This window comes from Sporosarcina sp. USHLN248, assembly GCF_037144575.1.
GTDB classification, from domain to species: domain Bacteria; phylum Bacillota; class Bacilli; order Bacillales_A; family Planococcaceae; genus Sporosarcina; species Sporosarcina contaminans.
The window spans coordinates 1-25,716 of record NZ_JBBCZC010000028.1; the positions used below are offsets into that span (position 1 = coordinate 1).

A 25,716-nucleotide genomic window follows, 5' to 3' on the forward strand; every position below is an offset into this window, starting at 1 on the left:
CACATCAAGGGCAATCGGTCGTTCCGCAAATTCTCACTGCGGGGCATCGAAAAGGTGCATACGGAATTCGGAATTGTGGCATTGGCACACAATCTACTGAAAGTGGCCGGCGTCCGCGTGCTACTTTCAGTATTGAATGAGAAAAATACAAGAACAGGTGGCGAAAAACGATTCGTTTTTCGCCACCTGTTCTATTTTAGGGACTTATTGGACAGCCCCATTTTTGTTTTTAATCGCGATACCCGACGTTCGCCCGAACAGTAACTTCGGCATATTTCTTCTCGTCGGTGCTTTTTGATAGCAGCGTTCCTACAATCCCACCTATAAATCCAAGCGGAACAGAAATAATTGCCGGATTTGTTAGTGGGAAAATTGGGTCTCCTACGAAAATTGCAGCCCCTTCAACCGGAGATAAGACATTGGGGCTCAAAGCAACGAGAATCAAAGACGAGACAAGACCAGAGATCATTGCTGTCATTGCACCTGCTGTGTTGAAGCGTTTCCAATAAATCGTATAAAGAATGACTGGCAAGTTTGCGCTTGCCGCAACACAGAATGCAAGGGAAACAAGGAATGCAACATTCATTGATTGTGCAAATAGTGCTAACAAGATGGAGAAGACGGATACCCAAAGTGATGCCTGGCGAGCAGCTTTAATCTGTTGTTTCTCAGTAATATTTCCTTTTTTAATAATTTGACCGTAAATATCATGCGCAAATGCAGAAGCTCCTGTTAAAACAAGTCCTGCAACGACAGCTAAAATGGTGGCGAAAGCAACCGCAGAAACGAATGACATGAGCAAGTCCCCACCTAATGCTTCTGCCAATAGTGGTGCAGCCATGTTTCCTGCAGCATTTGCTCCGACGATGACATCATGTCCAACGAAAGCAGCAGCGCCGAAGCCTAAGAAGATCGTTAAAATGTAGAAAATACCAACGATCCAAGTGGCAGTGACAACCGAGCTGCGTGCTGTTTTCGCATCTTTTACGGTAAAGAAGCGCATAAGAATATGCGGAAGGCCTGCAGTTCCTAACACTAACGCAATCATGAGCGAAATCGTATCAAGCGGAACTGTGTACTTCAATCCTGGTTGAAGGAATGCCTCACCGTGCTCGGTAGCGGTTTTCATTTCTGTAAACATATGTGCAATATTGAAATCAAAACGTGCGAATACAAGAACTGCGATAATGACAGTTCCGAGCATAAGCAATACAGCTTTGACAATTTGAACCCAGCTTGTCGCTGTCATTCCGCCAAATAATACATAGATAGTCATCATGACACCGACAATTAGAACGGCAATCCAATAATCGATGCCGAATAATAATTGAATGAGTGCGCCTGCTCCAACAAGTTGAGCAATCATATAAAAGACAACAATTGTAATGGTGCTAAGTGCGGCCGCGGCGCGGACTTTTTTTGCATCGAAACGGGAGTTGATCATATCCGCCAGCGTATACTTGCCAAGATTCCGCAACGGTTCTGCTACTAAGAACATAACGACCAAGTAGGCAATTAGAAAACCGATGCTGTAGAAGAAACCATCAAAACCGAATAATGCAATCATTCCTGCAATCCCAAGGAAAGAGGCTGCCGATAAATAGTCCCCTGCGATTGCTAAACCATTTTGCCATCCGGTTAATCCGCCGCCCGCTGTGTAAAATTCTCCGGCAGTTTTTGTTCTTTTTGCTGCATAGTAAGTAATGAACAAAGTTAGTATAACGATTGATAGAAATAGAATGATCACTGTGGGGCTCATCGGCTTTCCTCCTTGATTTCCGATTCGATGATGTCATTTGCATCTTTATCGAATGATTGAAATTTTTTCACGTAAACGATGCAAAGCACCCATGCCATAATAAATTGTGCAGTAGCATAAATCCACGCCCAAGAAATGTCACCGATTGCTGTCTTTTCAAGGATGTTTGTGTAAGAAGTTAAAATGGGTAGCATGAAGTAAAAAATAAGAAAAAAGATACTCATTGGAACGATGAACTTGGCTTTTTTAGAGGTTAACGCCTTAAATTTTTGACTTGCCGCGACTTTTTCAAAATTGACCCCACTTTGTGACGTTGTAATGTTCGAGTCTGTTTGTTGAGCAATTGACTCATTCTCTTTGTAAACGCTTTCAACTTTCAAGAATAATACGCCTCCTTTTAATGACGAAATGTTCAAAAAGATGTGTATAGTCTACCTCTTTTAAACGAAATATTCAAAAGTTTTTTTCTCCTTATATCTAGAATGGTTCTTTAGTCTCTCAATTTCATAGTCTGTATTTAGTCTATTAGAGTAGAGGAGGAACAGGCGATAGATTTATTTCATAAAATAGTTTACGTAAACAGTTTTGCTCTTTAAATAAAAAATCCGACCATTTCCCTCCGCATTGACGTTTTTAAAAATGAGCTGTATGCTAGTTCGGAAAGAGCGACAAAACAAGTTCTGTGGATGAGATCTGTCCGTTTTGCCGATAAGTTAGAGAAAGTAGGCGATATGAATGAAAAGGATCATTCAACTCATCTTCATCTTCCTATTCTATTTTCTTGGTGAAGGAATACAACGATGGACTGGATTGCCCATTCCAGGCAGTATGATCGGTTTATTACTGTTGTTGATTTTTTTAATAGTATTCAAGGATGCCAGTGTAAGCACTCATACTGAAGGAGCGCAAATTTTAGTTCGGCATTTTACATTATTTTTTATCCCTGCAACCGTTGGGATTATTTTGTATTTGAATTTATTTAAAACGTGGAATGCGGTTTCAGTGCTAACAACAATGATGAGCAGTTTTCTGACGATTGCAGTGACTGCATTTAGTGTACAATGGTTCATCCGAAGGAGGGAGAGCCGATGAGTTCCGTTTGGATATGGCTATTCGGATTGTTGATTACAGCGGGAACTTATTGGGGAGCGCTTAAGCTTTATGCCGTGTACCATAAGCCATTTATGATGCCATTGATTCCTTCGACGATCGTAATTATTCTTTTTCTTTTACTTTTTAACATTCCGTATGACCAATATATGAAAGGAGCTGAAGTATGGAATTTTTTATTAGGTCCTGCTGTTGTTGCACTGGCATATCCGCTGTATTTTAATTTGCCGACTGTGAAAAAGTTTTTATGGCCTATTTTATTTGGTGTCATTGGAGGAGCGGCGTTTGGCTTATTCAGCGGATATTATTTAAGTTTACTTTTTCAAGTCGACCCGGAAGTTGCGCGTTCCATCATACCGAAAAATGCAACTACGCCAATTGCGATTGAAATATCCAAGTCAATCGGGGGAATCCCGTCGTTGACTGTCGTGTATGTGATGGTGACAGGTATTTTTGGAGCAGTGTTTGGTGTACCGATATTGAATTTTTTGAAGGTTTTCCATCCGGTTGCAAGGGGATTGTCAATCGGTATTGCCTCCCACGGAATCGGTACAGCGAAAATGTTTGAAATGAGTAACGAAGAAGGTTCGATAAGTACAGTCGCGTATATATTAACCGCAATTTTCATAACGTTTTTATGCCCGTTACTTTTTTAAAGGAAGTGCTTTGCATCTGTTTTTTGATGCGAGGCATTTTTATAAGTCGTGTATCTCTTCCATAAATTAATTGCTGGATGACAGAATTGTGATACTATTTTAGTAGTGTAGGATTTATCTCTCTTTTTATTCGCACGATGAGGCGAGTTAAGTGCATTCGATCATATGATGTATGTGAGGATGGAAGGGCTTTATGCGTGGGGAATAAGGGTTTAAACGTTTTGCGGGGGGTATGAGTTTGTGATTGTAGTTTATTCCTTTATTGGGGGATTTATGAGCTTGGACTTGGGTTCTGGCGTTTGTAGAATAAATGATGCCTTCAATGAAGGGAAGCCATCCTGCTGATTGGATGGCTTCGTGTTATTGTTTTTCCATGAAGGAGGCAATTGCCTCGTTGACGAAATAGGCGCCTAATTTTTGTGTGCGGCCATTTTCATCGACGGCAGGATTCACTTCGCTTATGTCGAATGAAACCGTCTTTGGGTGTCCGGCAACTTTTCGTATGAGCGTACGGACTATTAAAGGGGATAGACCGAACGGTGACGGGGCACTGACGCCAGGTGCGAATGCGGCATTTACTACGTCTGTGCATAATGTGAGCAATACTGCATCTTGTTGTTCGATGAATTCTTCCAATGTAGTAAGGACGTTATCTAGATTGCTGTCAGTCATACGATCTTCGTACTCATAGAGCACTCCTAATTTATCTGCTCGATCGAATAGTTCTTGCGTATTGCCAAATCGTTGAATGCCGGCGACGAAATAGTTCGCATGTTCGTCATGCTCCAATATTTGCCTGAACATTGTCCCGGATGAAGGCTGCTCGTCATACGGCCGCAAGTCAAAATGGGCATCAATATTGACGATTCCAATCGAAGCATTTTGTCCAAATGCATCGCGGATGCCTAAATAATGGCCATAAGCAGTTTCATGCCCTCCGCCTAATATAATCGGCGTTGCACCGGAGGATAAGATCGTACTAACGGCATGTCCTAAGTTTTGCTGGGCTGTTTCCATGTCGCCGTCCGTGCAGGAAATGGTACCTGTATCGAGCAGTTTTTTTGATTCGGGAAATTTCCAAGGAAGCTTTGCCAATTCAGTTCTCAAAGCGTCGGGGGCTTTCGCTGCGCCTAATCTTCCTTTATTGCGACGGACACCTTCTTCACAGGAGAACCCTATAATTGCACAAGTTTCATTGCAATGTTTTAGCTGATCAAGCGGTGCGAGTTCGACAATTTGATGGTAGCGGAAGCTTGCCCGGTTATCTGCATCATCGATTCTGCCTGTCCAAACGGATTGGTTAAATTCCAATTCAATCATCCTTTCTGCAAGACTCCTATATTTCAGTATATAGTTTGGATTCGAAAAATTACAATAGAACGATAGAAAAGGGGTGGCAGTCCATGCATGTAGCTTTGCTCATCCAAGATCCGCTTGAAGCACAAGGGTTGAAATGGCTTCTTACATCGCAATGGAACGATGTGACTGTAGAAATTGTGGAACCAATAGACATTTTAAAAGACGCCTATTTGTGCATTATTGATATGCATTATGTGATGTCGGGAGAAGTGGAGCCACCGGAACATATTCATTGGATCGGCATATCGTCTGATCGGACTTTTCAAACAGTCTATAAGGCGCTTTCATGCAAGGCGGAGGATGTGCTGTTTCGGCCGTTTCAACCGGAGCGTTTATTGAAACAAGTGCAGCAAATGAGGTTTCGATGGAGAAATGAGTCAGAGCAATTAAGAGGCCAAGCATCGTCAAATGAAGAGATGGTTTCTTATGAAGATTTGCTTGTAGGAAATGCTGTTCCGGATAGGCCGGTGACAGTCAGTTTGATTGCACCGTCACAAATTGATGAAATTTCTAATCTCGTCCGTGAAATGAAGAATTTCGATTTCCCGGATCGTTACCGCGTTTTTCCGTTTTCCGATTTTTTGTTTACGATTCATTATTCGCAGGAAGAGGAGCCATTGCGGGAAGCTTACAGCATATTTTTTTCAAATTATAAACGTCAGTCGGATGCTTTATTGACGATTTATTTGCATACAGATAACGGTCAGAGTAATTATCGTGACCTTTATCAAAAGTTGCGCAAGGTGCAAGAAGGAATTTTCTATGACGGATACGATATTTTGTCAATTGTGAAAGAAGAGCTTAAATGGCGTGAAATGGATCCGTTTTTATCTCCTTCAGAACAAGAACGATGGGTGGAAATGTTAGAAAAGAGACAGGCTGTTCAAATACGTGAATGGATGGAGAAGGATTTTTTAGCACTATCACCGCCCTTCCCGGATCCTGAAATGATACGTGTGCGATTGACGAGCATTTTAGCGCAAATCAGGAGGTATATGATTGCTCATGCTTATCAGACGCCTTCATTGGAAGCTGCATATCATTCCCTTTTTGAAACGATTATTCGGGAGAGGGTTATGTACCAAATTATCCAGCTGTTCCTATCGTTTGTAAATAAGCTTTTAGAACAGTCGGAACAACAGGCTGCCAATGAAAACCGAATCGTTGATAAAGTACGGGAGCTTATGAAGGAGAATTTTCGGAATGCTTCATGGGGGATGGAAGCTTGTGCTGAAGAATTGGATATTCATAAAAACACATTGAGCCGAAAGTATTCGACAGAAGCAGGTGAATCATTTAGCAAGTCGTTATTGAAAATAAAATTAAATGAAGCGGAAAGACTTTTGAAAAAAACGGATCTGTCCATCGAGGAAGTCTCCCGGGCGGCAGGTTTCACTTATGCAACCTACTTCAGCAAATGCTTCAAAGAGGAAAATGGCATGACTCCTTATCGTTATCGAAAATTGCAAGGCAGCAGAAAAAAATAACGAATTTAAGCGTAACGGCGATCATTCGTCTGTTATGCTTTTTTGTTTGGAACGTTAAATATATTGAAGAAAAGTATAATTCATAGATGGAAAGAATGAAAAAAGAGTTGCAAAAATATAAAATAGAGAAAAATGTATAAAATGTTCTCTGAATCTTTCCTATAGAATGAAAGTAAGGAAAGGGAGGTAGTTGAAATGAAAGCGGATACAATGGAGAAGGTTGTTCAATACAGAGGTACTGAATTGCATACGAAAGGCTGGCAGCAGGAAGCTGCATTAAGGATGTTAATGAATAATTTGCATCCAGATGTGGCGGAGCATCCTGAAAAATTAGTCGTCTATGGGGGAATTGGGAAAGCTGCTCGGAATTGGGAAAGCTTCGATGCAATTGTTCGCTCGTTGAAAGAATTAGAGAATGATGAAACATTGTTAGTGCAATCCGGAAAGCCAGTTGTCATTTTCAAGACGCATGCCAATGCACCGCGGGTTTTGATTGCCAATTCGAATATTGTTCCGGCATATGCCAATTGGGATACATTTCATGAGCTGGATAAGAGAGGCTTAATGATGTACGGGCAAATGACAGCGGGTAGTTGGATTTACATTGGTTCGCAAGGAATTGTGCAAGGAACTTATGAAACGTTTGCAGAGCTTGCAAAACAGCATTTTGGCGGTTCGTTGCAAGGGACAATTACAGTAACCGCGGGCCTTGGCGGTATGGGAGGCGCTCAACCGTTAGCCGTGACGATGGCGGGCGGCGTTTGCATTGGAATTGAAGTTGACGAGACGAGAATCGACCGCAGAATTGAAACCCGCTATACAGATATTAAAACGGATTCATTGGATGAAGCGATTCGGCTTGCTGAAGAAGCGAAAGCAGAAGGGAAAGCATTGTCGATTGGTTTATTGGGCAATGCATCCGATATTTTACCGGAGATGATCGTTCGAGGATTCAATCCGGATGTCTTGACTGACCAAACATCGGCGCATGACCCGTTGAACGGATATATACCATCGGGCATGTCTTTGACGGAAGCTGAAGAATTGCGTAAAGCAGATCCGGATGAATATGTGAAACGTTCAAAAGCAGCGATGGCAAAACATGTGCAAGCGATGATTGACATGATGGATAAAGGGGCGGTCACTTTTGACTACGGCAATAATATACGGCAAGTAGCGAAGGATGAAGGCGTGGCACGCGCATTTGACTTCCCGGGATTTGTGCCAGCCTATATCCGGCCGCAATTTTGCGAAGGAAAAGGACCGTTCCGCTGGGTTGCTTTATCGGGGGACCCAGAAGACATACGGAAAACAGATGAAGTCATTTTACGTGAATTTAGCGATAATACACATCTTTGTAATTGGATTAAAATGGCTCAGGAAAAAATTCAATTCCAAGGCTTGCCATCCCGCATTTGTTGGTTAGGGTATGGAGAACGCGCACGTTTCGGGAAAATCATTAATGATATGGTCGCAAGCGGCGAGTTAAGCGCACCAATCGTTATCGGCCGCGACCATCTGGATTCTGGATCCGTCGCTTCGCCGAACCGCGAAACGGAAGCGATGAAGGATGGTTCTGATGTCGTATCCGATTGGCCAATATTGAACGCGATGATTAACGCGGTAGGCGGTGCAACATGGGTGTCCGTGCATCATGGCGGCGGTGTTGGCATGGGTTACTCCCAACACGCTGGAATGGTAATTGTTGCAGATGGAACGAAAGAAGCGGAAGAGCGGCTTGAACGAGTGTTAACGACAGACCCGGGGATGGGCATTGCGCGCCACGTCGATGCAGGCTATGACTTGGCCATTCAAACGGCGAAAGAAAAAGGGGTTCGCATCCCGATGATGGAAGGTGGAAATTCTTGAATAACGTATGGATTAAACATGCAGCACAACTTGTAACAATTGCCGGTGATAATGCGCCGCGGAAGCGTGAGGGAATGTCGGAGTTAGGCATAATTGAGGATGGCAGCGTCTGGATAGAAGATGGCAAAATTGCGGCAGTAGGTACAACTGCAGAATTAGAGCGCATTTATCGGGAACGTGCGGGAGAAGCAGAAGTTGTCGATGCGACGGGAAAGCTTGTTACGCCAGGTCTCGTTGACCCTCATACACATGTCGTCTATGGAGGAAGCCGTGAGCGAGAATTTGAAATGCGCCTTGAAGGTGCAACGTATATGGATATTATGAATGCGGGCGGAGGCATCCATGCGACAACAAGGATGACTCGTGAGGCGACGGAAGAGGAATTGATTGAGCAAACTACGCGAAGATTGGACTCGTTTTTGAAGCATGGCGTAACGACTGTTGAAGGGAAAAGCGGATACGGACTTGATTTGGAAACGGAATTGAAGCAGCTGCGCGCCATGAAGCGTCTGAATGAATCGCATCCGATCGACTTAGTGCCGACTTTCATGGCGGCTCATGCGGTGCCGCAAGAATATAAAGGCAAGGAAGAAGAATATATTGATCGTATCATTGATGAAATGCTTCCAGTCGTTGCAGAAGAGAAGCTTGCCGTTTTCAATGATGTGTTTTGTGAAGTTGGAGTGTTTACGCCCGATCAGTCAAAGCGTATTTTAGAAGCGGGAAAAGAACATGGTTTAATCCCTAAAATTCATGCGGATGAAATCGAATCTTATGGGGGCGCGGAACTTGCCGCGAAGGTTGGTGCGATTTCAGCTGAACATTTATTGAAAGCATCAGATAAAGGAATCGAAAAGATGGCAGAAGCGGGTGTCATCGCTTGTTTATTGCCGGCGACTGCATTGTACTTGCGTGAAGAAGCTGCAAAGGGCCGGAAGATGATCGATGCAGGCGTAGCTGTCGCAATTTCCACAGATTGCAATCCGGGTTCATCTCCGACAACATCGATGCCGTTAGTTATGAATCTAGCGTGCATTTCCATGCGGATGACACCGGCAGAAGCAATTGTTGCGGCGACAATCAATGCAGCATGCGCTATCGGCAAGCAAGACGAAGTCGGCTCATTGGAAGTCGGTAAGTTGGGCGATGCTGTCATTTGGAATGTAGCAAACTATCAAGAGCTTCAATATTTGTTTGGTGTGAATCACGTTGGTCAAGTTTTGAAAAAAGGGAAACGGGTTGTAGGGTAAGTGATTGCCGGGAATGAAAAGCATTTGGCTTCATTCCCGGCTTTTCAAAAGAGTTTGCCATACGCTATTTTTTCATAAAGGACAGCCTATATATGGGGAGGGAAGTTTCATGGCTCAAATTGGGGTGAAAGAGAAGTCGAGAACGAATCAAGGAATTTGGAAGTTTTTTGTTTTCAGTGCAATTGGCGCGTTTATGTTTTTTGTGCCGGTTGTCATTGACGGAAAAAGTTCCATTATGCTCGACCATATCGTTACATGGTTGCAAAACAATATCGCTGGTGCACTTCCTTATTACGCGCTAATTGTCATACTATCAGGGGCAATCTATCCGTTTGTAACAGGTACATGGAAAAAATCAGCGGTCGATATCGTATTTTCGATATTTAAGGTAATTGGATTAATTGTAGGGATTATGTTGGTATTTAATTTTGGTCCCGCTTGGCTGTTCGATCCTGACATGGGGCCGTTTTTGCTAAATAAGTTAGTGATACCAGTCGGATTGTTAGTGCCGATTGGCGCCATCTTTTTGGCATTGTTAGTGAGCTATGGTTTGTTAGAATTTATCGGGGTTTTATTGCAGCCGATTATGCGCCCGATATGGAAAACACCGGGCCGTTCTGCGATTGATGCGGTTGCTTCATTTGTCGGTTCTTATTCATTAGGGCTCTTAATAACGAACCGGGTATATAAAGAAGGAAAGTATACAGCTAAGGAAGCGGCCATTATCGCAACTGGATTTTCGACAGTCTCAGCTACTTTCATGGTCGTTGTTGCAAAAACGCTTGACTTGATGAGTATTTGGAATTTGTATTTTTGGGTCACATTAGTCGTCACGTTTATTGTAACAGCGATTACCGTTCATCTGTGGCCATTGAAATTCATTAAAGATGAGTATTACGAAGGGGCTGTGCCACAGCCCGAAGTGAAGCCGGATGGTAAGAGATTTTCAGCGGCATGGCAGGAAGCTGTGACAGTTGTTTCAAAATCACCTTCGTTTTTACAAAACATTTCTACGAATTTACGTGATGGACTCGTAATGGCAATGGCGATTTTGCCGTCTATCTTGTCGATTGGACTTTTAGGACTTGTGTTAGCAGAGTATACGCCGGTATTTGACTGGATAGGTTATCTATTTTATCCGTTTACTGCTTTAGTGCAGTTACCTGAACCGATGTTAATTGCGAAGGCGAGTGCATTAGGAATTGCTGAAATGTTTTTGCCAGCGGCGTTAGTCGTTGAATCTGCGTTGATTGTCAAATTTGTCATTGCAGTCGTATCGGTTTCGTCGATCATCTTCTTTTCGGCTGTCGTGCCATGCATCGTGTCGACTGAAATTCCAATTTCAATTCCTAAATTAGTCGTTATTTGGCTGCAACGCGTTATATTAACAATATTGATTGTCACACCAATCGCGTATGTATTGCTATAGATATCCGATCCGGATGGTGGATTAGCCGTCCGGATTTATTATTTTGTTCGAAAGAGCGCTTGCTGAATCTTTGCCATGATGGATGAAAAAGGGGATCCGCTTGAAATAATGGTCCGTAATGAGAAAGGGCAGTAGACAGAGTCTTATGGACTGGAAAATGGCGCATGAAGCTTCGAAAGGAATGTCATCGGCAGCGCTATGTCACGCATTTTTTTGACATAACGCAAACGATCGATAATCTTCGGAAAAGCGACACATACGGCTTCTTTTGTAAGGTCCGAATTGTTCAATAGAAAATCCGATGGCGCATCGTTGTGTGCCATCGGATTTTCTAAAATTATTTACCGCCTAACATATTGAACAGTCCGCCTGCGATGCTTCCTTCATCCTTGGAGCCTCCAGGAGTTTGAGGAGCTGCTGCAAATACGCGGCTTGCAAGTCTGGAGAAAGGCAATGATTGTATCCAAACTTTCCCTGGACCTTTTAGGGTAGCGAAAAATAGCCCTTCACCACCAAATAATGCTGTTTTAATGCCTTTTACCATTTCGATGTCATAATCGACATCCCGTGTCATCGCAACGAGGCACCCCGTATCTACGCGCAACGTTTCTCCCGGGTTCAAAGTTTTCTCAATAATGGTTCCTCCGGCGTGAACAAAAGCCATGCCGTCGCCTTCAAGTTTTTGCATGATAAAGCCTTCGCCTCCGAAGAACCCAACGCCAAGCCGTCTTTGAAATTCAACGCCGACTGTCACGCCTTTCGCTGCAGCTAAGAAAGCATCTTTTTGACAAATAATTTTACCGTCATGTTGGCTGAGGTCTACAGGGATGATTTTGCCGGGATAAGGAGCTGCAAAGGAAACGTGTTTTTTGCCCGATCCTATATTCGTGAAAGTTGTCATGAATAAACTTTCACCTGTAATAATCCTTTTTCCCGCACCCATTAACTTGCCCATGAATCCGCCGCCTGAGTTATTCGATCCGTCACCGAAAATGGTTTCCATTTCAATGCCATCTTCCATCATCATTAAAGATCCAGCTTCAGCAACAACTGTTTCTCTCGGATCTAACTCTACTTCTACGAATTGCATGTCATCGCCGTACAACTTGTAATCAATTTCATGATTATTCATCCCTGAACTCCTCCTAAATCATTGTAGTAACCGTTCTACGAGTGATTGGACGGAAAGGTTTCATCATTATGATTGCATTTTATCTATATATTTCCACGTTAAAGAAACAACTTCATTTATACGGTTTGCTTCGTTGGAATCGGCGTATACTTCCCTTAAGGAGCGGTTGACCGATTCTATAATGAAAAGCCGTGGCTCCATTGCTGAAAGTTCCTCTATAAGAAATTCGATATATTGCAGTCGATTATCATGTCCATCTTTTTGTTGACCGTTTAGGAGACTTTGCAATTTAGCAATGAGTTGCTCTTTCATAATGGTTGATGATGTTTCATTTGTGAAAAGATTATCCAAAAAATGTTTACCTAAAAGTGAGTCTTTGTTTTTCATCAGATCAAACATAATGGCATCCAGCCGTCTAATCGTGAAATGAACTAAATCATTTAAATTAATGGATTTAGGAGATGTTGCCGACCAAAAATGGATAAGCTGATGAATCGCACCGTAAATCATGATGGCACAATCGACGACATATTTCTCAGAATCCTTTCCGTAAACATCAATGAGACGTGTTGTAAACCATCGAAGCTCATCGTAATGTAATTGCTTTACAAAATTTCGAAGCTCATCATCGCTCGAATGAAATACTGCCTCATAAATAGGAAGCAATTTCATTTCTCGATTGAGCCGTAAGCGAATCAGAATTTGCTCGGCTAATATACTTTTATCGTCTTTCCGATTACCGACTAAAATTTCTCTCCGCTGAGCTACGAATGCTTCATGGGCATTTTCTATAATGGCGATTAAACATTCGTTCTTCGAAGAGAAATAATTATAGAAAGTTCCTTTTGAAATCTTGGATTCGTCAATAATATCTTGCACGGATGTTGTAAAAAAACCTTTATTCGTAAAGAGCCTTTGAGCGGTTAATAATACATGCGTTTTACGGTCATTCACTTATATCATCCTTATAAATGTACTGTTGGTTCAATCTTACTTTATCAAAAGGAAAGCACTAACACCAACGATATTTACATTTTTTTATTTGAAAGCGGTTACCAATGTTGATTGTTTTGGACTGAGGGTATAAACTATTAAACATGCTGTGAAAATGAGGGCTACAGCTCATGAATGGGGGAATTAAATTGGAAAATAATATACAGAAAATGCACGAAAAGCCTCCTTACGGGATGATTTCCATTCTGTTTTTCGGAGCATTCGTAGCACTTTTAAATAATACTTTATTGAATATCGCTTTGCCGTCGATCATGACAGAGTTCTCTGTGAAACCTTCGCAGGCTCAATGGCTGACGACTGGATATATGTTGGTAAATGGGATTATGATACCTGCGAGTGCGTTCTTCATCCAAAAGTTCACAAACCGCAAACTCTTCATAACAGCGATGATTTTGTTCACACTTGGAACAGCTGCTGCAATCTTTGCACCTAATTTCGGCCTACTTGTCGCTGCCCGCATGCTTCAGGCATCAGGTTCTGCACTTATGATGCCGTTGCTAATGAATGTTATGCTTGCTGCTTTCCCGATTGAAAAACGGGGGACGGCAATGGGTGTTTTCGGGCTTGTCATGTTCACAGCACCTGCAATTGGGCCGACTTTATCGGGCTGGATAGTTGAACATTATTCATGGCGGACACTGTTTGTCATTATTTTGCCTTTTGCTATCATTACGATCATTTTTGCGTTGTTCAAATTCCGCAATATCACACCGAATCGGGAAGTTTCTTTAGACTTCTTCTCTCTTGTCCTATCAAGCATTGGGTTCGGTGGATTGTTGTACGGTTTCAGTTCAGCGGGTGATCAAGGATGGGATGCGCCGATCGTATACGGCACGATTATAATCGGTGCTATTTCTTTGATAGCATTTATTGTCCGCCAGTTGAAAATGAAAGATCCTATGCTCGACTTTAGAATTTATAAGCACCCAATGTTCGCATTAGCTTCCGCAATTTCGATTGTACTATCGATTGCGATGTTCTCTGGTATGATTTTGACACCTCTTTACGTGCAAGAAGTTCGTGGTATTTCTCCTTTCCACTCGGGAATCTTAATGCTTCCTGGTGCAATTGTTATGGGAATTATGTCACCAATTACAGGACGGCTGTTTGATAAATATGGAGCGCGTACATTAGCTATAACTGGTCTTGCAATTACGGTTGTTACGACATTCTATTTAAGTCGTCTTTCCGTAGATTCAGGTTATTACTATTTAATGATGATCTATACGGTTCGAATGTTCGGGATGTCTATGGTAACAATGCCGATTATGACAAATGGTTTGAACCAGCTTCCAATGCACTCCAATCCACACGGAACTGCAATGAATAACACGTTACAGCAAGTGTCAGGCGCAATCGGTTCAGCTTTATTGCTTACTGTTATGACGAAGCGCATGGAGAAATCAGGAGCTGAACTTGCACAATCTGCTGCAGCAGCTGGTCAACTACCGACAGATCCAGCTGCAATCGCTACTATGCAAGAAGAATTAGGTAAACAGGCGATGTTGGACGGCATTAATTTTTCATTCTTTGTTGCAACGATAATTGCAATCGTAGCGTTGATCATGACATTTTTCGTTAAGCGGGTCATGCCACCGAAATTCAAAACTGAAAATAATGCTACGGAAGAAAATATGGAACAAAACAAAGGGACTGCCCAGGATTAATTTCCGGGCAGTTTTTTAATTGTGTTAAAAGAGGCGAAGGTGCTACTTCTTCATAGACAAGCATATGATTTATTGTAGAAAATAAGCAGGGATTTACTATAAGATGTCGAAATAGATAATTTGAAAGCGGTTACAAAAGATTCGAATTTGAAAGGGGAAGTGAGTCATGCAATTGAATAATTATTTTGGTGGTTCATGGCAAGAGGGCGAAGGTGCACGATATACAGCCGTACTGAATCCGGCGACAGGGGAAGAATTGGCGAAAGTGAGGCTGTCGACGAAGGAAGACGTAGACATGGCTGTCAAAGCAGCAAAAGCAGCTCAGAAGAAATGGGCTTTGGTCCCTGCCCCGAAACGGGCGGATTATTTATATACGATCGGCAATATCATGAAGGAGAAAAAGGAGCATCTTTCACAAGTCTTAACGAAAGAAATGGGAAAAGTGATTGAAGAGGCGCGCGGAGAAGTACAGGAAGGCATTGATATGGCATTTTACATGGCAGGAGAAGGGCGAAGACTGTTTGGGGAAACAGTCCCATCTGAGCTGCAAGATAAATTTGCAATGAGTGTCAGGGCACCGATCGGAGTTGTCGGACTGATTACTCCGTGGAACTTTCCGATTGCGATTGCAACTTGGAAGTCATTCCCTGCAATTGTGGCGGGCAATACATTCGTTTGGAAGCCTGCAACGGAAACACCGATGATGGCATATGAAATGGCGCTCATCTTTGAAGAGGCAGGACTTCCGGAAGGTGTTGCCAATATCGTGTTTGGTTCTGGCTCTGAAGTCGGAACGGCGATGATTGAGCATCCGGATATCCGTGTCATTTCCTTCACTGGATCGTCTGACACAGGTCGGCATGTAGCGGAAACGGGCGGTAAGCATTTAAAGAAAGTATCGCTTGAAATGGGAGGAAAAAATGCGGTCATCGTCATGGACGATGCAGATATCGATTTAGCTGTTGAAGGGATCCTTTGGAGTGCTTTCGGAACAGCGGGGCAGCGTTGCACGGCATGCAGCAGGGTCATTGTGCATAAAGATGTAAAGGAAGAGCTTGAACAGAAGCTTGTAGGGGCCATGAAAGGGCTAACGATCGGCAACGGATTGGACGAGTCTGTTAAAATCGGGCCAGTCATTAACGGAAAGGCGCTTGAGAAAATTCAATCATATATTGAAATAGGGAAGGAAGAGGGCGCAACTCTTCTATCGGGCGGCAATCGTTTGACTGATGGGGACTTTTCGAATGGCCATTACTTTGAACCGACACTATTTTCAGACGTGAAATGGGATAGCCGGCTTGCACAAGAGGAAATTTTTGGTCCAGTCGTCTCATTGATTGAAGTGGCAAATTTAGAGGAAGCGATTGAAGTGAACAACAGTGTCATGTATGGCTTGTCGAGCTCGATCTTTTCACGTGATGTCAATAAAGTTTTCCGGGCACAGCGGGACTTGGATACAGGAATCGTTTACGTCAATGCAGGAACGACAGGCGCGGAAATCCATTTACCTTTCGGGGGAACGAAGGGAACAGGGAATGGGCATCGTGATTCGGGCGTAGCAGCATTGGATGTCTTCACGGAATGGAAGAGCATCTATGTTGATTTCAGCGGTAAGCTGCAACGGGCGCAAATCGACACAGAATAATAGGGGTTGAAAAAGTTGCAAGTTGGAATAGGGTAAAGGATTACGTTGAAAAAGGGGATGTTTATATGAAAGTAGTCGTCTTGGGTGCTGGATTAATGGGGAAAGAAGCAGTGCGGGATCTTGTAAAAAGCAATGAGGTTGAAAAAGTCTATTTGGCAGACTTGAACATAAGGCAGGCGGAAAATTTTGCAGAGCAGTTGATGTCGGAAAAATTGGATCTTCTGTCATTGGATGCGACGAATGACGTGCAGCTGCAAGAAGTGATGGCGCTTGGGGATATCGTCATTAACGCATTGTTTTACACATTTAATGAAAAGGTTGCGCGGACGGCGATTGAAATCGGTGTGCATTCCGTAGATTTAGGGGGACATATCGGAGGCGCAACGGATGCGGTATTGGAATTGGCTGATAAAGCGGCTGACAAAGGCGTGACAATTATTCCGGATTTAGGGGTTGCGCCAGGTATGATCAACATCTTATCTGGCTATGGTGCGGGAAAGTTAGACCAAGTGGATAGCATTAAGCTGTATGTCGGAGGTGTGCCAGTCAATCCCGAGCCGCCGCTTGATTATAATGTCGTTTTTTCTCTTGAAGGGGTGTTTGATCATTACACGGATCCTTCACACGTCATCCGCAACGGCAAGCTGATCGAAATTCCTTCATTGTCCGAAATTGAGACGATCCATTTCGATGGCTATGGCGATATGGAGGCATTTCATACTTCTGGCGGCACATCGACATTGACGAAGACGTTCCCGCATGTCAAAACCTTAGAATACAAGACAGTGCGCTATAAAGGCCATGCTGAAAAGTTCCAGCTATTAGTCGATCTTGGCCTATTGTCCCGCAACAATGAAGTGACGGTTGACGGCAGGTCTGTCAAAGTGCGCGATGTCATGCGCGAACAGCTTTCTCCGCAGCTTCGTCTTGGCGATAAATCCGATGCGGTTCTACTCCGTGTCATCGTAAGCGGCGAGGCGCAAGGAATGCCGACGACTTACGAATACAATTTGGTAACGGAAAAGGACCTTTCTGTGAATGAAACCGCGATGGCCCGTGCAACAGCAAATACGATTTCAGTTGTAGCTCAGATGATCGGCAACGGTCAAATTACGAAGCGTGGAGTTCATCCACCTGAAATGATCGTCCCAGGTGAGTTTTATATAGAGGAAATGAAGAAACGCGGCGTAGTCATTCAAGAAACGGTTAAAACACACGAAGCGCATATTTGATAGGACATTATGACTGAAGGGGGATAGGGAGTTGGATTTTGAATTTACAGAAGAACAGAAGATGCTTCGCAAAACGGCCCGTCAATTTGTAGACGATGAAATCATGCCAAATATCCAGCGTTGGGATGCGGAAGGCGGTTTTGATCCGGCAATATGGAAGAAGTTAGCCGACTTAGGTTTTATGGGTGTTTGTGTACCCGAGAAGTATGGCGGCAGCGGCATGGATTACAATTCGCTTGCTATTTTATGCGAGGAGTTGGAACGAGGAGATACTGCGTTTCGGACAGCGGTTTCTGTCCATATCGGCTTGAATTCCATGACGCTTATGCAATGGGGAACCGAAGCGCAAAAGCAGAAGTATTTAATTCCTCAAGCGAAAGGGGAGAAGATTGGCGCGTTCGGTTTGACGGAGCCAGGAGCTGGATCAGATGTTGCTGCGATGGCAACAACGGCTGTACGTGACGGAGATTATTATGTCATTAATGGCCAAAAAACATGGATTTCGCTCTGTGACGTTGCGGATCATTTCCTAGTGTTCGCTTATACGGATAAATCAAAAAAGCATCATGGCATTAGTGCGTTTATCGTTGAGAGGACGACGCCAGGCTTTTCATCGAAAGCGATTAAAGGAAAATACGGCATTCGGGCAGGTAATACGGGTGAGCTGTTTTTCGAAGAGATGCGAATCCCTGCAGAGAATCTGTTAGGAGAAGAAGGGGAAGGGTTCAAAATTGCAATGTCTGCGCTCGATAACGGACGCTTCACGGTAGCTGCAGGTGCTGTTGGACTTATTATGGGGTGCTTGGAGGAAAGTGTGAAGTATTGCCATGAGCGAGAAACGTTTGGCAAGCCGATCGGTAAGCACCAATTAGTGCAGCAAATGATTGCCAAGATGGAAGCGGGCTATCAAATGAGCCGGCTATTAGTCTATCGCGCAGGAGAAATGAAAAACAAAGGGTTACGCAATACGAGAGAAACATCGCTTGCGAAATGGCAAGCATGTGACTTTGCCAATCAAGCGGCAGATGACGCATTCCAAATTCATGGCGCTTACGGTTACTCGGATGAATATCCAGTTGCCCGCTTCCTGCGCAATTCAAAAGCGCCTGTCATTTACGAGGGGACGCGCGAAATCCATACGATCATGCAGGCGGAATACGTGCTTGGCTATAGGGAAGATAAGAAGTTGAGTAATATGCTGCCCGAGTGGCCGTTTGATTGAGGGGAAAGAATACGCCATAGTATCAGCAATGATAAATTATAACAAGCCAAACCGGACAGTACCCGAATAAACGGGATTGTCCGGTTTCTGTTTATTGCTGAGATTTTGCTTCCAACGCTTGCGCGTGACTTTCTTTCACTTTATTTAAAAGCGCTGTATCTGTCAGTAAGTCAAGCCCTGTTTTTGCAAGAGCTATTGCGCCGATCAGGAGTGCTTCCATACCACGATCAGATTTGGCTGCTTCGCGGAATGGAACGGTATGTCCAATCAAATCATCATCGCCAATTTTAATATAAGGATGTGCAGTAGGGACTTCATAACTGATATTTCCTGCGTCTGTCGATCCAAGTCCTTTTCTTTTTTCGGTATGGACGGTTTCCCCAAGAGATTCGAGGTGACGTTTCACTGCATCGTCAAGTGCGTCTGTAATGACGAAATCTTTCACTTCATTTTGAAAACGTTCGATTTTGACAGTGGCTCCAGTGGAAAGTGCGGCACCTTCTGCAATATTTCGTATTTTCGTAGCGATTTCTTCTGTTCGTTTCCAAGTGGACGCACGAATGAAAAACCGCGCTGAGGCATATTCAGGAATAATGTTCGGCGCTTCGCCACCATGTGTAATGATGCCGTGTACTCGGACATCTTGCGGCAATTGTTGACGCAGTGCATTAATGCCGTTGAATAGTAATATGACCGCGTCAAGTGCGTTAATGCCGTGCTCGGGTGCACCTGAAGCGTGGGCTGGCTTGCCGTAAAAATGGAAATCCAATGGATCGACAGCTAACGAGTTGGACGTTACACCTGTTTTTCCGGAAGGATGGGCCATCAATGCAACATCTACGTCTTTTAAGTAGCCGTGGCGGACGAAACTTCCTTTTGCACTACCGTTTGGACCGCCTTCTTCCGCAGGTGTTCCTAAGACGACCACTTTTCCGCCAATCGATTCAAGTTCTTTGGAAAGTGCGATTGCAGCAGCAACACTTGTCGTTCCAATAATATTATGACCGCAAGCATGGCCGATTCCTGGCAGTGCATCGTATTCTGCCAAATAAGCAATCGTCGGGCCGGGTTTCGAACTTGAAAACTGTGCGTAAAACGCAGTTTCATGTCCCGCAACATTTGTCTCTACTTCGAACCCTTCGTCACGGAGCAATGTCGTTAATTGTTCGCAGGCAAAATATTCTTCATTACCGATTTCAGGTTTTGCATGGATTGATAGACTCGTTTCAATAAAGCGTGCACGGTTTTCCGTTATAAATGAATGGATTTGATTCGTTATCGTTGTCATTTTACTTTTCTCCCTTCAATTGTTCGAATGTATCAATTAGCTGATCTTGTGGTATGTTCAACAATATCGATCCGCCTTTTGTTTCTTCTTCAATGGCTTTCTTTACTTGTTCGGACTGGTAAAGCTCGACGATTTTTAAATAGGTTTCGTTTTGTGCATCCTCTGCACGTGCTGCAAAGACATTCACATAAGGCAAGGCATTTTCATTGTCGCCATCTTCCAAAAAGATTGGGTCTTCAGTAGGGTTGAACCCGGCTTGACCCGCAATCCCGTTGTTGATAAGGGATGCTGCGACATCTTGCAAGACACGTGGCGTTTGCTGAGCAACCATAGGGATGATTTCCAAGTTTTTAGGATTCTCTTCTATGGATGTTGTATCTCCAAAAAGTCCAGTGCCTTCTTTTAATTTGATAAGACCTGCAGTTTCCAATAAGCGTAAAGCGCGCCCTAAATTCGATGGGTCATCAGGAACGGCAATTTTATCTCCTTCTTTAATGCCTGAAATATCGTCAAGCTTATCGGAATAAATGCCGAGCGGAGCGATAACAGTTGAACCAATCGGTACGATGTCAACATTGTTCTCTTCGGCAAACTGACTTAAAAATGCAATATGCTGAAAAGAATTTAAATCGATGTCGCCATTGGCGAGTGCATTGTTCGGTAATGTATAGTCCGCGAATTCTTTCAGTTCGATTGTAATGCCTTCTTCTTTCGCTAACTCTTTCAATACGTTCCATTGCTCACCATCCGCTCCGGTAACACCGATTACAACAATATCTTCGTTAGCAGATCCACTTTTTCCGCAAGCGGCAAGAATGGATAGCAGTAAAATTGCTCCAAGTAATTTAATGGTTTTTTTCATGAGAAATCCTCCAATTTTATATATTTTGTATTTTAAAAACACTTCATTGCGAATGTACAAGTTATCGACGCATCACTTTTTTCGATAAGAAATTGCCAATCCACTGCGCCAATTGTACAAGTACAATTAAGATAATGACTGTAACGAACATGACGGAACTGTCGAATCGTTGGTAGCCATGCGTCATCGCGACGTGCCCTAATCCTCCTCCGCCAACTGTCCCTGCAACAGCTGAAAAATCGATTAAACCGACTGTGACGAAAGTTAGTCCAAGGATGAGTGGTCCAAGCGCTTCAGGGATCAATACGGTAAAAATGATTTGGCGCGGACTTGCTCCCATTGCTTCTGCTGCTTCAATGACACCCGGATCGATACTGATCAAATTGTTTTCGACGACCCTTGCGACGACAAACGATGCAGCAATTGTCATTGGGAAAATGGCAGCTGCGGTCCCAATCGTCGTTCCAATCACTTCGCGTGTAACAGGCGAAAGCACGAAAAGCAAAATAATGAAAGGGATCGGGCGAATAATATTAATAAAGAAATTTAGTAAAGCAGAAATGAACCGATTTTCAAGTATATTTCCTTCTCTAGTGGTAAACAGAAGGATACCTAATGCCATACCGACAATCGAACTAAAAACCAAAGTCCCTAAAACCATCGTAATCGTTTCACCGGTTGCCTCCACAATACGAATCCAAAACGTCTCCCAATTAACTTTCATTCGTATTCACCTCCTCAATGTCCACGATGCTTTTCAATTCTTGGATGCAAGCGATCACTGCATCATGTTTGCCTTCGAATGAAACGACAAGATTGCCAAAAAACTGTTGCTGTAATTCCCGGATAGAACCGTAAACAATATTGAAATCTATTTGATGCTTTCGAGCAACCGTTGATAAGATCGGGTCGCTTGCCCGCTCTCCTTTGAAAAGGATGCGGTACAAAGTGGTTCCTCCTTTTGCCCGCCATACATCAAGCAGTTGTGGGGAAGGCAAGCTTTGATCGGTGGCGGAGATGAATTCTTTTGTTGTTGCGTGCTGCGGATTCGTAAACGTTTCGAACACTTCGCCTTGTTCAATCACTTCTCCCGTCTCCATTACTGCGACACGGTTGCAAATCGATTGGATAACCTGCATTTCATGTGTAATGAGCAAGATTGTAATCCCCATTTCCCGATTCACCTTTTGCAATAGATTCAAAATATCGCGCGTCGTGTTCGGGTCAAGTGCGGACGTCGCTTCATCGCAAAGCAGAATTTCTGGGTCAGTCGCAAGTGCGCGTGCAATGCCGACACGCTGTTTTTGCCCTCCTGATAATTGTTCGGGATAACTTTTCGCTTTATCCGCAAGTCCTACGAATTGAAGAAGTTGTTTTACTTTGGCATTTCGTTCTGCCTTAGGTACCTTCGATAACTTCAAAGGGTACTCGACATTTTGTTCGACTGTGCGGGAAGAAAAGAGATTGAAGTTTTGAAATACCATCCCAATCTTTCTGCGCACTTCCCGTAGCTGTTTCGGCTTTAGTTCGTGCAAGGGAGTTTTTTTGATAAGAATTTTCCCTTCCGTCGGACGTTCAAGGCCGTTGACAAGTCGGATCAATGTGCTCTTTCCAGCGCCGCTGAATCCGATAATGCCAAAAATATCGCCTTCCTCAATGTCAAATGTCACCTTTTTTACTGCTTCGACTTTCTTGTTTCCGACAACAAATGTTTTAGTTACATTTTCGAATGTGATCATAAAATCCCCTCCAAATAAAAAACGCCTTCTTTTTTCATATCTGTAAGAAGATATGAAAAAAGAAGGCGTCTCTACTAAAATTGTAGAATACGAAAAAAGCTTCTCTCTTCTTATCTTTCAAACAGAAAACTGTTTGCAGGAATTGGCACGTAGTTTTAAAAAACCGTTGCCGAGATGTCATTGGGCCTGTCCCTCAATCTCTCTTGATAAGAAATTTTGTATAAAATTTGAATTGCTTACAACTTTACCACGGTTGAAAATAATGTCAACTAAGTTTGTTAATATTTTTGAAGATTAAATATAAAAACAAGTCTGATTATATAGGGTGAAAGAAATGATGAAGTTCCGCTTTTCATAGCAAGATGATGGTTATATACAGTTATATTTGTTGCATTTAAAAATAAAAAGCATCTTTCAATTATAAAGATATGCGACAAATTTTTACAATTAGGCAGTCGGATTAAGTGCCTGATTAGTTGTAAAAGAATGTAGTTTGTCTATAATTAGTACCAGGTATTATACGTTGATGATAACGGGAGGGTGACATGTATAAATTAACAGCCACTTTGGCGAAAATCATCTTTTTCTTCATCGCCAAAATTGAATTGAAGAATACATACAAACTGCCTGAGAATGGGGGATATGTAATTACTTGCGCACACCGAGGCTGGTTGGAAATAATCGCGCTCGGTATTTCATTGCCGCGCCCGATTCACTTCATGGCAAAGAAGGAGCTCTTTAGCAGAAAAATAGTAGCTGCGTTCTTAACGAGCATAAATGCCTTTCCAATTGACCGTGAAAATCCATCACCAAGCAGTATTAAAACACCTGTAAAACTACTGAAGTCCGGTGAAATTGTTGGGATATTTCCAAGCGGAACAAGGGCGGCTGAGAATGCTCCGATAAAACGTGGAGCCGTCACCATTGCTGGTTTGGCAAGAGTACCGATCGTTCCGGTTACATATGAAGGTCCGGCAAATCTGAAAGACATTTGGAAGTGCCGAAAAGCAACGATTACAATTGGCGACCCATTCATTATTGAGAAAACGGGTAAAGAAGAAATAGGAGCATATACGGAGAAATTAGAAAGGGAAATCACCTTGGTTTGAATGCATATTTTCATAAAAAACTTGTAACCTTTTCCATCTGAAACAAGTCTACGTTTCCAAGGAGAGTGATTCATTTGAAAAAGAAAATTACCGCTTCTCTTGTTGGAATGAGCCTTCTGCTGCCTATGACGGGATGTGGAACTTCGAATGAAGGAAATCTTCAAATTTCGGAAGGTGTTGAATTTGGCGAAAAGGACTATGAAAAAATAGTGGATCCTTCCAATGAATTAGGATTTAAACTGATGGATCAAATCGATATCGATGACAAAGGAAATCTGTTTATTTCTCCTACGAGTCTATGGATGGCTTTGGCGCTCGTCTATAACGGGGCAGACGACGCGACAAAGGAAGAAGTCGCGAAAACGTTGCAAGTGAATGGTCTGGAGCCGATGGACGTGAATAGATCGAACGCATCCCTTATGACGTTGTTAAATAAGGATTTGAAGAATATCCAGCTACAAATTGCCAATTCGATATGGCTAAATGAAGAATTTAAATTCCAAGAACCGTTTTCTCAACGGACTAAAGATTATTTCAATGCAAAAATTGAAGAAATCGACATTAAGAGCAACGACTCACCTAAACGAATCAATGACTGGGTTGAAAGAGCGACGAATGGCAAAATCGACAAGATAGTTGATGGAACATTAGACGAAAATCTTGTTGCAATGCTGCTGAACGCGATTTATTTCAAAGGGGATTGGAAGTACCCGTTTGATAAGAAAGATACAGAAAATCGAAACTTCAGTTTGACGGACGGAACTGAAAAAGAGGTGCCTTTCATGAAGCTTGAAGAAAAGCTGTCTTATACCGCCAACGACGAATTCCAAGCAGTCAAACTTCCATATGGAGAAGGTGAAATGAGCATGACAATCGTCCTTCCGAATGAGCAAAAAAGCTTCAAGGAATTTAAAGATACGTTGTCGGCTGAAAAGTGGACAGCGCTCCAGTCTGATTTCAATAGCTTGAAAGGAACTTTGTTACTTCCGAAATTTAAGATGGTATATGAAGCAGAGCTTAATGACGCATTGGAAGCACTTGGCATGACAAGTGCATTTACGGACAAGGCTAATTTCAGCAAGATGGTTGAAGGCGATTCCTCGTTATTCATTAGCAAAGTGAAGCAAAAAACATATATTGATGTGAATGAAGAAGGTACGGAAGCGGCTGCAGTGACGGGTATATCGGTCGATACGGCATCCGCGCCGGCAGACGATCCATTCGTCATGGAAGTAAACCGACCGTTTTTCTTTACGATTACGGATGATGAAACGGGAGTTGTGCTATTCATAGGATTTGTCGCAAATCCTGAAATGTAGAAACTCAATTCATTGTAACTCCTCCAATAGGTTTTCTTTGTACTTTCATAAGAATTAAAAATAACGTTATTCATGGGAGATGTAGTAAATTTAGAAATGTAGAAAAATTTAATTGTAATTGTGTTTATCCCATGATACACTATTTTTACTATTACTGAACGGAGGTGAGGAATGATGTTGGACACTGTGTATGCACGTGAAAGTCTATTGGAATATTTAGCCACTTCATGTGCGATTACTCATGAAATTGCCGTCAACGGGATACGTATGCCCTTTTTTAGACAATTTCAGTAATCACACAGCTGTTTAGCACATCATTCCTTACTATTGAAGTAGGAAGGGATTGCTCAGTGGCAGTCAAATATTGTAGACAATCTCAGTTTTCTTTGGTGCGTTCCTCAGACTGATTGAAAGCGCTTGTCGGGGAAGGCAACCTAAAAGCTCCACATCCTATAGGTGCCTTTATTTCTGCAAAGAACGCAGAAATTAAGGCAAATCGAACCCTTCGCTGTTCGATTGGCAACGGTTGCATGACTCACTTCCTGCGAGCCCGCGGGAAGCGAATCGA

The 25,716-nt window shown here is 42.9% G+C and carries 22 protein-coding genes, 1 pseudogene and 1 riboswitch; of the genes and pseudogenes, 14 read left to right on the plus strand and 9 right to left on the minus strand.

Features of this window, described 5'->3' with window-relative positions; all coding sequences use genetic code 11:
* Positions 1–102 (plus strand): annotated as a pseudogene (locus tag WFH04_RS18450) (transposase); the annotation flags it as partial.
* Positions 103–229: 127 nt separating this feature from the next.
* Here the strand turns inward: WFH04_RS18450 and WFH04_RS12085 are convergent.
* Both WFH04_RS12085 and WFH04_RS12090 read right to left on the minus strand, forming a co-directional pair.
* Positions 230–1,759: a solute symporter family protein gene (locus WFH04_RS12085; RefSeq protein WP_336824311.1), complete on the minus strand. Its 1,530-nt coding sequence runs from the start codon at positions 1,757–1,759 to the stop codon at positions 230–232.
* Positions 1,756–2,139: a DUF485 domain-containing protein gene (locus WFH04_RS12090; RefSeq protein WP_336824312.1), complete on the minus strand. Its 384-nt coding sequence runs from the start codon at positions 2,137–2,139 to the stop codon at positions 1,756–1,758. Before WFH04_RS12090 ends, WFH04_RS12085 begins: the two co-directional genes overlap by 4 nt.
* Before the next feature lie 355 nt (positions 2,140–2,494).
* Between WFH04_RS12090 and WFH04_RS12095 the strand changes: the two genes are divergently transcribed.
* Both WFH04_RS12095 and WFH04_RS12100 read left to right on the plus strand, forming a co-directional pair.
* Positions 2,495–2,851 carry a CidA/LrgA family protein gene (locus WFH04_RS12095; protein ID WP_336824313.1) on the plus strand — a complete coding sequence of 119 codons (357 nt, stop codon included), beginning with the start codon at positions 2,495–2,497 and terminating at the stop codon, positions 2,849–2,851.
* A complete protein-coding gene (locus WFH04_RS12100) occupies positions 2,848–3,525 on the plus strand; it encodes an LrgB family protein (protein ID WP_336824314.1) in 678 nt (225 codons plus the stop codon). The genes WFH04_RS12095 and WFH04_RS12100 overlap by 4 nt, the downstream gene beginning before the upstream one ends.
* 360 nt (positions 3,526–3,885) lie before the next feature.
* On the opposite strand, the gene hutG is transcribed toward WFH04_RS12100, so the two are convergent.
* Positions 3,886–4,845 carry a formimidoylglutamase gene (hutG, locus tag WFH04_RS12105; RefSeq protein ID WP_336824315.1) on the minus strand — a complete coding sequence of 320 codons (960 nt, stop codon included), beginning with the start codon at positions 4,843–4,845 and terminating at the stop codon, positions 3,886–3,888.
* Between the two features lie 83 nt (positions 4,846–4,928).
* Between hutG and WFH04_RS12110 the strand changes: the two genes are divergently transcribed.
* From WFH04_RS12110 to WFH04_RS12125, 4 genes are all read left to right on the plus strand, one after another.
* Positions 4,929–6,371, plus strand: coding sequence for a helix-turn-helix domain-containing protein (locus WFH04_RS12110; RefSeq protein ID WP_336824316.1), 1,443 nt, complete (start codon positions 4,929–4,931; stop codon positions 6,369–6,371).
* A gap of 195 nt (positions 6,372–6,566) precedes the next feature.
* On the plus strand, positions 6,567–8,240 hold the full coding sequence (hutU, locus tag WFH04_RS12115) for a urocanate hydratase (protein WP_336824317.1): 1,674 nt from the start codon (positions 6,567–6,569) through the stop codon (positions 8,238–8,240).
* Positions 8,237–9,490 carry an imidazolonepropionase gene (gene hutI / locus WFH04_RS12120; RefSeq protein WP_336824318.1) on the plus strand — a complete coding sequence of 418 codons (1,254 nt, stop codon included), beginning with the start codon at positions 8,237–8,239 and terminating at the stop codon, positions 9,488–9,490. Before hutU ends, hutI begins: the two co-directional genes overlap by 4 nt.
* A gap of 109 nt (positions 9,491–9,599) precedes the next feature.
* Positions 9,600–10,919 (plus strand): YjiH family protein, encoded by a 1,320-nt coding sequence (locus WFH04_RS12125; protein WP_336824319.1) that lies wholly within the window; start codon positions 9,600–9,602, stop codon positions 10,917–10,919.
* Between the two features lie 337 nt (positions 10,920–11,256).
* Here the strand turns inward: WFH04_RS12125 and WFH04_RS12130 are convergent, their stop codons facing one another.
* Positions 11,257–12,051: a TIGR00266 family protein gene (locus tag WFH04_RS12130; protein WP_336824320.1), complete on the minus strand. Its 795-nt coding sequence runs from the start codon at positions 12,049–12,051 to the stop codon at positions 11,257–11,259.
* A gap of 66 nt (positions 12,052–12,117) precedes the next feature.
* Positions 12,118–13,005, minus strand: a complete 888-nt coding sequence (locus WFH04_RS12135; protein WP_336824321.1) for a TetR/AcrR family transcriptional regulator — start codon at positions 13,003–13,005, stop codon at positions 12,118–12,120.
* 209 nt (positions 13,006–13,214) lie between these two features.
* Here WFH04_RS12135 and WFH04_RS12140 point away from each other — a divergent pair, with 209 nt between their 5' ends.
* From WFH04_RS12140 to WFH04_RS12155, 4 genes are all read left to right on the plus strand, one after another.
* Positions 13,215–14,732 carry a DHA2 family efflux MFS transporter permease subunit gene (locus WFH04_RS12140; RefSeq protein ID WP_336824347.1) on the plus strand — a complete coding sequence of 506 codons (1,518 nt, stop codon included), beginning with the start codon at positions 13,215–13,217 and terminating at the stop codon, positions 14,730–14,732.
* Between the two features lie 166 nt (positions 14,733–14,898).
* Positions 14,899–16,377: an aldehyde dehydrogenase family protein gene (locus tag WFH04_RS12145; protein ID WP_336824322.1), complete on the plus strand. Its 1,479-nt coding sequence runs from the start codon at positions 14,899–14,901 to the stop codon at positions 16,375–16,377.
* A 65-nt stretch (positions 16,378–16,442) separates the two neighbouring features.
* A complete protein-coding gene (locus tag WFH04_RS12150; RefSeq protein WP_336824323.1) occupies positions 16,443–17,609 on the plus strand; it encodes a saccharopine dehydrogenase family protein in 1,167 nt (388 codons plus the stop codon).
* Between the two features lie 31 nt (positions 17,610–17,640).
* Positions 17,641–18,831 (plus strand): acyl-CoA dehydrogenase family protein, encoded by a 1,191-nt coding sequence (locus WFH04_RS12155; protein ID WP_336824324.1) that lies wholly within the window; start codon positions 17,641–17,643, stop codon positions 18,829–18,831.
* A 91-nt stretch (positions 18,832–18,922) separates the two neighbouring features.
* Here the strand turns inward: WFH04_RS12155 and WFH04_RS12160 are convergent, their stop codons facing one another.
* The 4 genes from WFH04_RS12160 to WFH04_RS12175 form a co-directional block, all read right to left on the minus strand.
* The gene (locus WFH04_RS12160; RefSeq protein ID WP_336824325.1) at positions 18,923–20,119 is read right to left on the minus strand and encodes a M20 family metallopeptidase; all 1,197 of its coding nucleotides are present in this window, start codon (positions 20,117–20,119) and stop codon (positions 18,923–18,925) included.
* A 1-nt stretch (position 20,120) separates the two neighbouring features.
* Entirely contained in the window at positions 20,121–20,981 is an 861-nt protein-coding gene (locus WFH04_RS12165) for a MetQ/NlpA family ABC transporter substrate-binding protein (RefSeq protein ID WP_336824326.1), read from the minus strand.
* 61 nt (positions 20,982–21,042) lie between these two features.
* The gene (locus WFH04_RS12170; protein ID WP_336824327.1) at positions 21,043–21,705 is read right to left on the minus strand and encodes a methionine ABC transporter permease; all 663 of its coding nucleotides are present in this window, start codon (positions 21,703–21,705) and stop codon (positions 21,043–21,045) included.
* Entirely contained in the window at positions 21,695–22,720 is a 1,026-nt protein-coding gene (locus tag WFH04_RS12175; RefSeq protein ID WP_336824328.1) for a methionine ABC transporter ATP-binding protein, read from the minus strand. The genes WFH04_RS12170 and WFH04_RS12175 overlap by 11 nt, the downstream gene beginning before the upstream one ends.
* Positions 22,721–22,827: 107 nt before the next feature.
* Positions 22,828–22,933: riboswitch (SAM riboswitch) on the minus strand.
* Between the two features lie 332 nt (positions 22,934–23,265).
* Here WFH04_RS12175 and WFH04_RS12180 point away from each other — a divergent pair.
* From WFH04_RS12180 to WFH04_RS12190, 3 genes are all read left to right on the plus strand, one after another.
* Positions 23,266–23,829: a lysophospholipid acyltransferase family protein gene (locus WFH04_RS12180; protein ID WP_336824329.1), complete on the plus strand. Its 564-nt coding sequence runs from the start codon at positions 23,266–23,268 to the stop codon at positions 23,827–23,829.
* A gap of 74 nt (positions 23,830–23,903) precedes the next feature.
* Positions 23,904–25,148: a serpin family protein gene (locus WFH04_RS12185; protein WP_336824330.1), complete on the plus strand. Its 1,245-nt coding sequence runs from the start codon at positions 23,904–23,906 to the stop codon at positions 25,146–25,148.
* Positions 25,149–25,322: 174 nt separating this feature from the next.
* On the plus strand, positions 25,323–25,442 hold the full coding sequence (locus WFH04_RS12190) for an RAxF-45 family protein (protein ID WP_336824331.1): 120 nt from the start codon (positions 25,323–25,325) through the stop codon (positions 25,440–25,442).
* The last annotated feature ends 274 nt before the right edge of the window (positions 25,443–25,716 follow it).

What these genes read in the sequence shown, in the direction of transcription:
- WFH04_RS12085 (WP_336824311.1), bottom strand. Translation starts at nt 1,759, where the DNA reads ATGAGCCCCACAGTGATCATTCTATTTCTATCAATCGTTATACTAACT.
- WFH04_RS12095 (WP_336824313.1), top strand. Translation starts at nt 2,495, where the DNA reads ATGAAAAGGATCATTCAACTCATCTTCATCTTCCTATTCTATTTTCTT.
- WFH04_RS12100 (WP_336824314.1), top strand. Translation starts at nt 2,848, where the DNA reads ATGAGTTCCGTTTGGATATGGCTATTCGGATTGTTGATTACAGCGGGA.
- hutG (WP_336824315.1), bottom strand. Translation starts at nt 4,845, where the DNA reads ATGATTGAATTGGAATTTAACCAATCCGTTTGGACAGGCAGAATCGAT.
- WFH04_RS12110 (WP_336824316.1), top strand. Translation starts at nt 4,929, where the DNA reads ATGCATGTAGCTTTGCTCATCCAAGATCCGCTTGAAGCACAAGGGTTG.
- hutU (WP_336824317.1), top strand. Translation starts at nt 6,567, where the DNA reads ATGAAAGCGGATACAATGGAGAAGGTTGTTCAATACAGAGGTACTGAA.
- WFH04_RS12125 (WP_336824319.1), top strand. Translation starts at nt 9,600, where the DNA reads ATGGCTCAAATTGGGGTGAAAGAGAAGTCGAGAACGAATCAAGGAATT.
- WFH04_RS12130 (WP_336824320.1), bottom strand. Translation starts at nt 12,051, where the DNA reads ATGAATAATCATGAAATTGATTACAAGTTGTACGGCGATGACATGCAA.
- WFH04_RS12140 (WP_336824347.1), top strand. Translation starts at nt 13,215, where the DNA reads ATGCACGAAAAGCCTCCTTACGGGATGATTTCCATTCTGTTTTTCGGA.
- WFH04_RS12145 (WP_336824322.1), top strand. Translation starts at nt 14,899, where the DNA reads ATGCAATTGAATAATTATTTTGGTGGTTCATGGCAAGAGGGCGAAGGT.
- WFH04_RS12150 (WP_336824323.1), top strand. Translation starts at nt 16,443, where the DNA reads ATGAAAGTAGTCGTCTTGGGTGCTGGATTAATGGGGAAAGAAGCAGTG.
- WFH04_RS12160 (WP_336824325.1), bottom strand. Translation starts at nt 20,119, where the DNA reads ATGACAACGATAACGAATCAAATCCATTCATTTATAACGGAAAACCGT.
- WFH04_RS12165 (WP_336824326.1), bottom strand. Translation starts at nt 20,981, where the DNA reads ATGAAAAAAACCATTAAATTACTTGGAGCAATTTTACTGCTATCCATT.
- WFH04_RS12170 (WP_336824327.1), bottom strand. Translation starts at nt 21,705, where the DNA reads ATGAAAGTTAATTGGGAGACGTTTTGGATTCGTATTGTGGAGGCAACC.
- WFH04_RS12175 (WP_336824328.1), bottom strand. Translation starts at nt 22,720, where the DNA reads ATGATCACATTCGAAAATGTAACTAAAACATTTGTTGTCGGAAACAAG.
- WFH04_RS12180 (WP_336824329.1), top strand. Translation starts at nt 23,266, where the DNA reads ATGTATAAATTAACAGCCACTTTGGCGAAAATCATCTTTTTCTTCATC.
- WFH04_RS12190 (WP_336824331.1), top strand. Translation starts at nt 25,323, where the DNA reads ATGTTGGACACTGTGTATGCACGTGAAAGTCTATTGGAATATTTAGCC.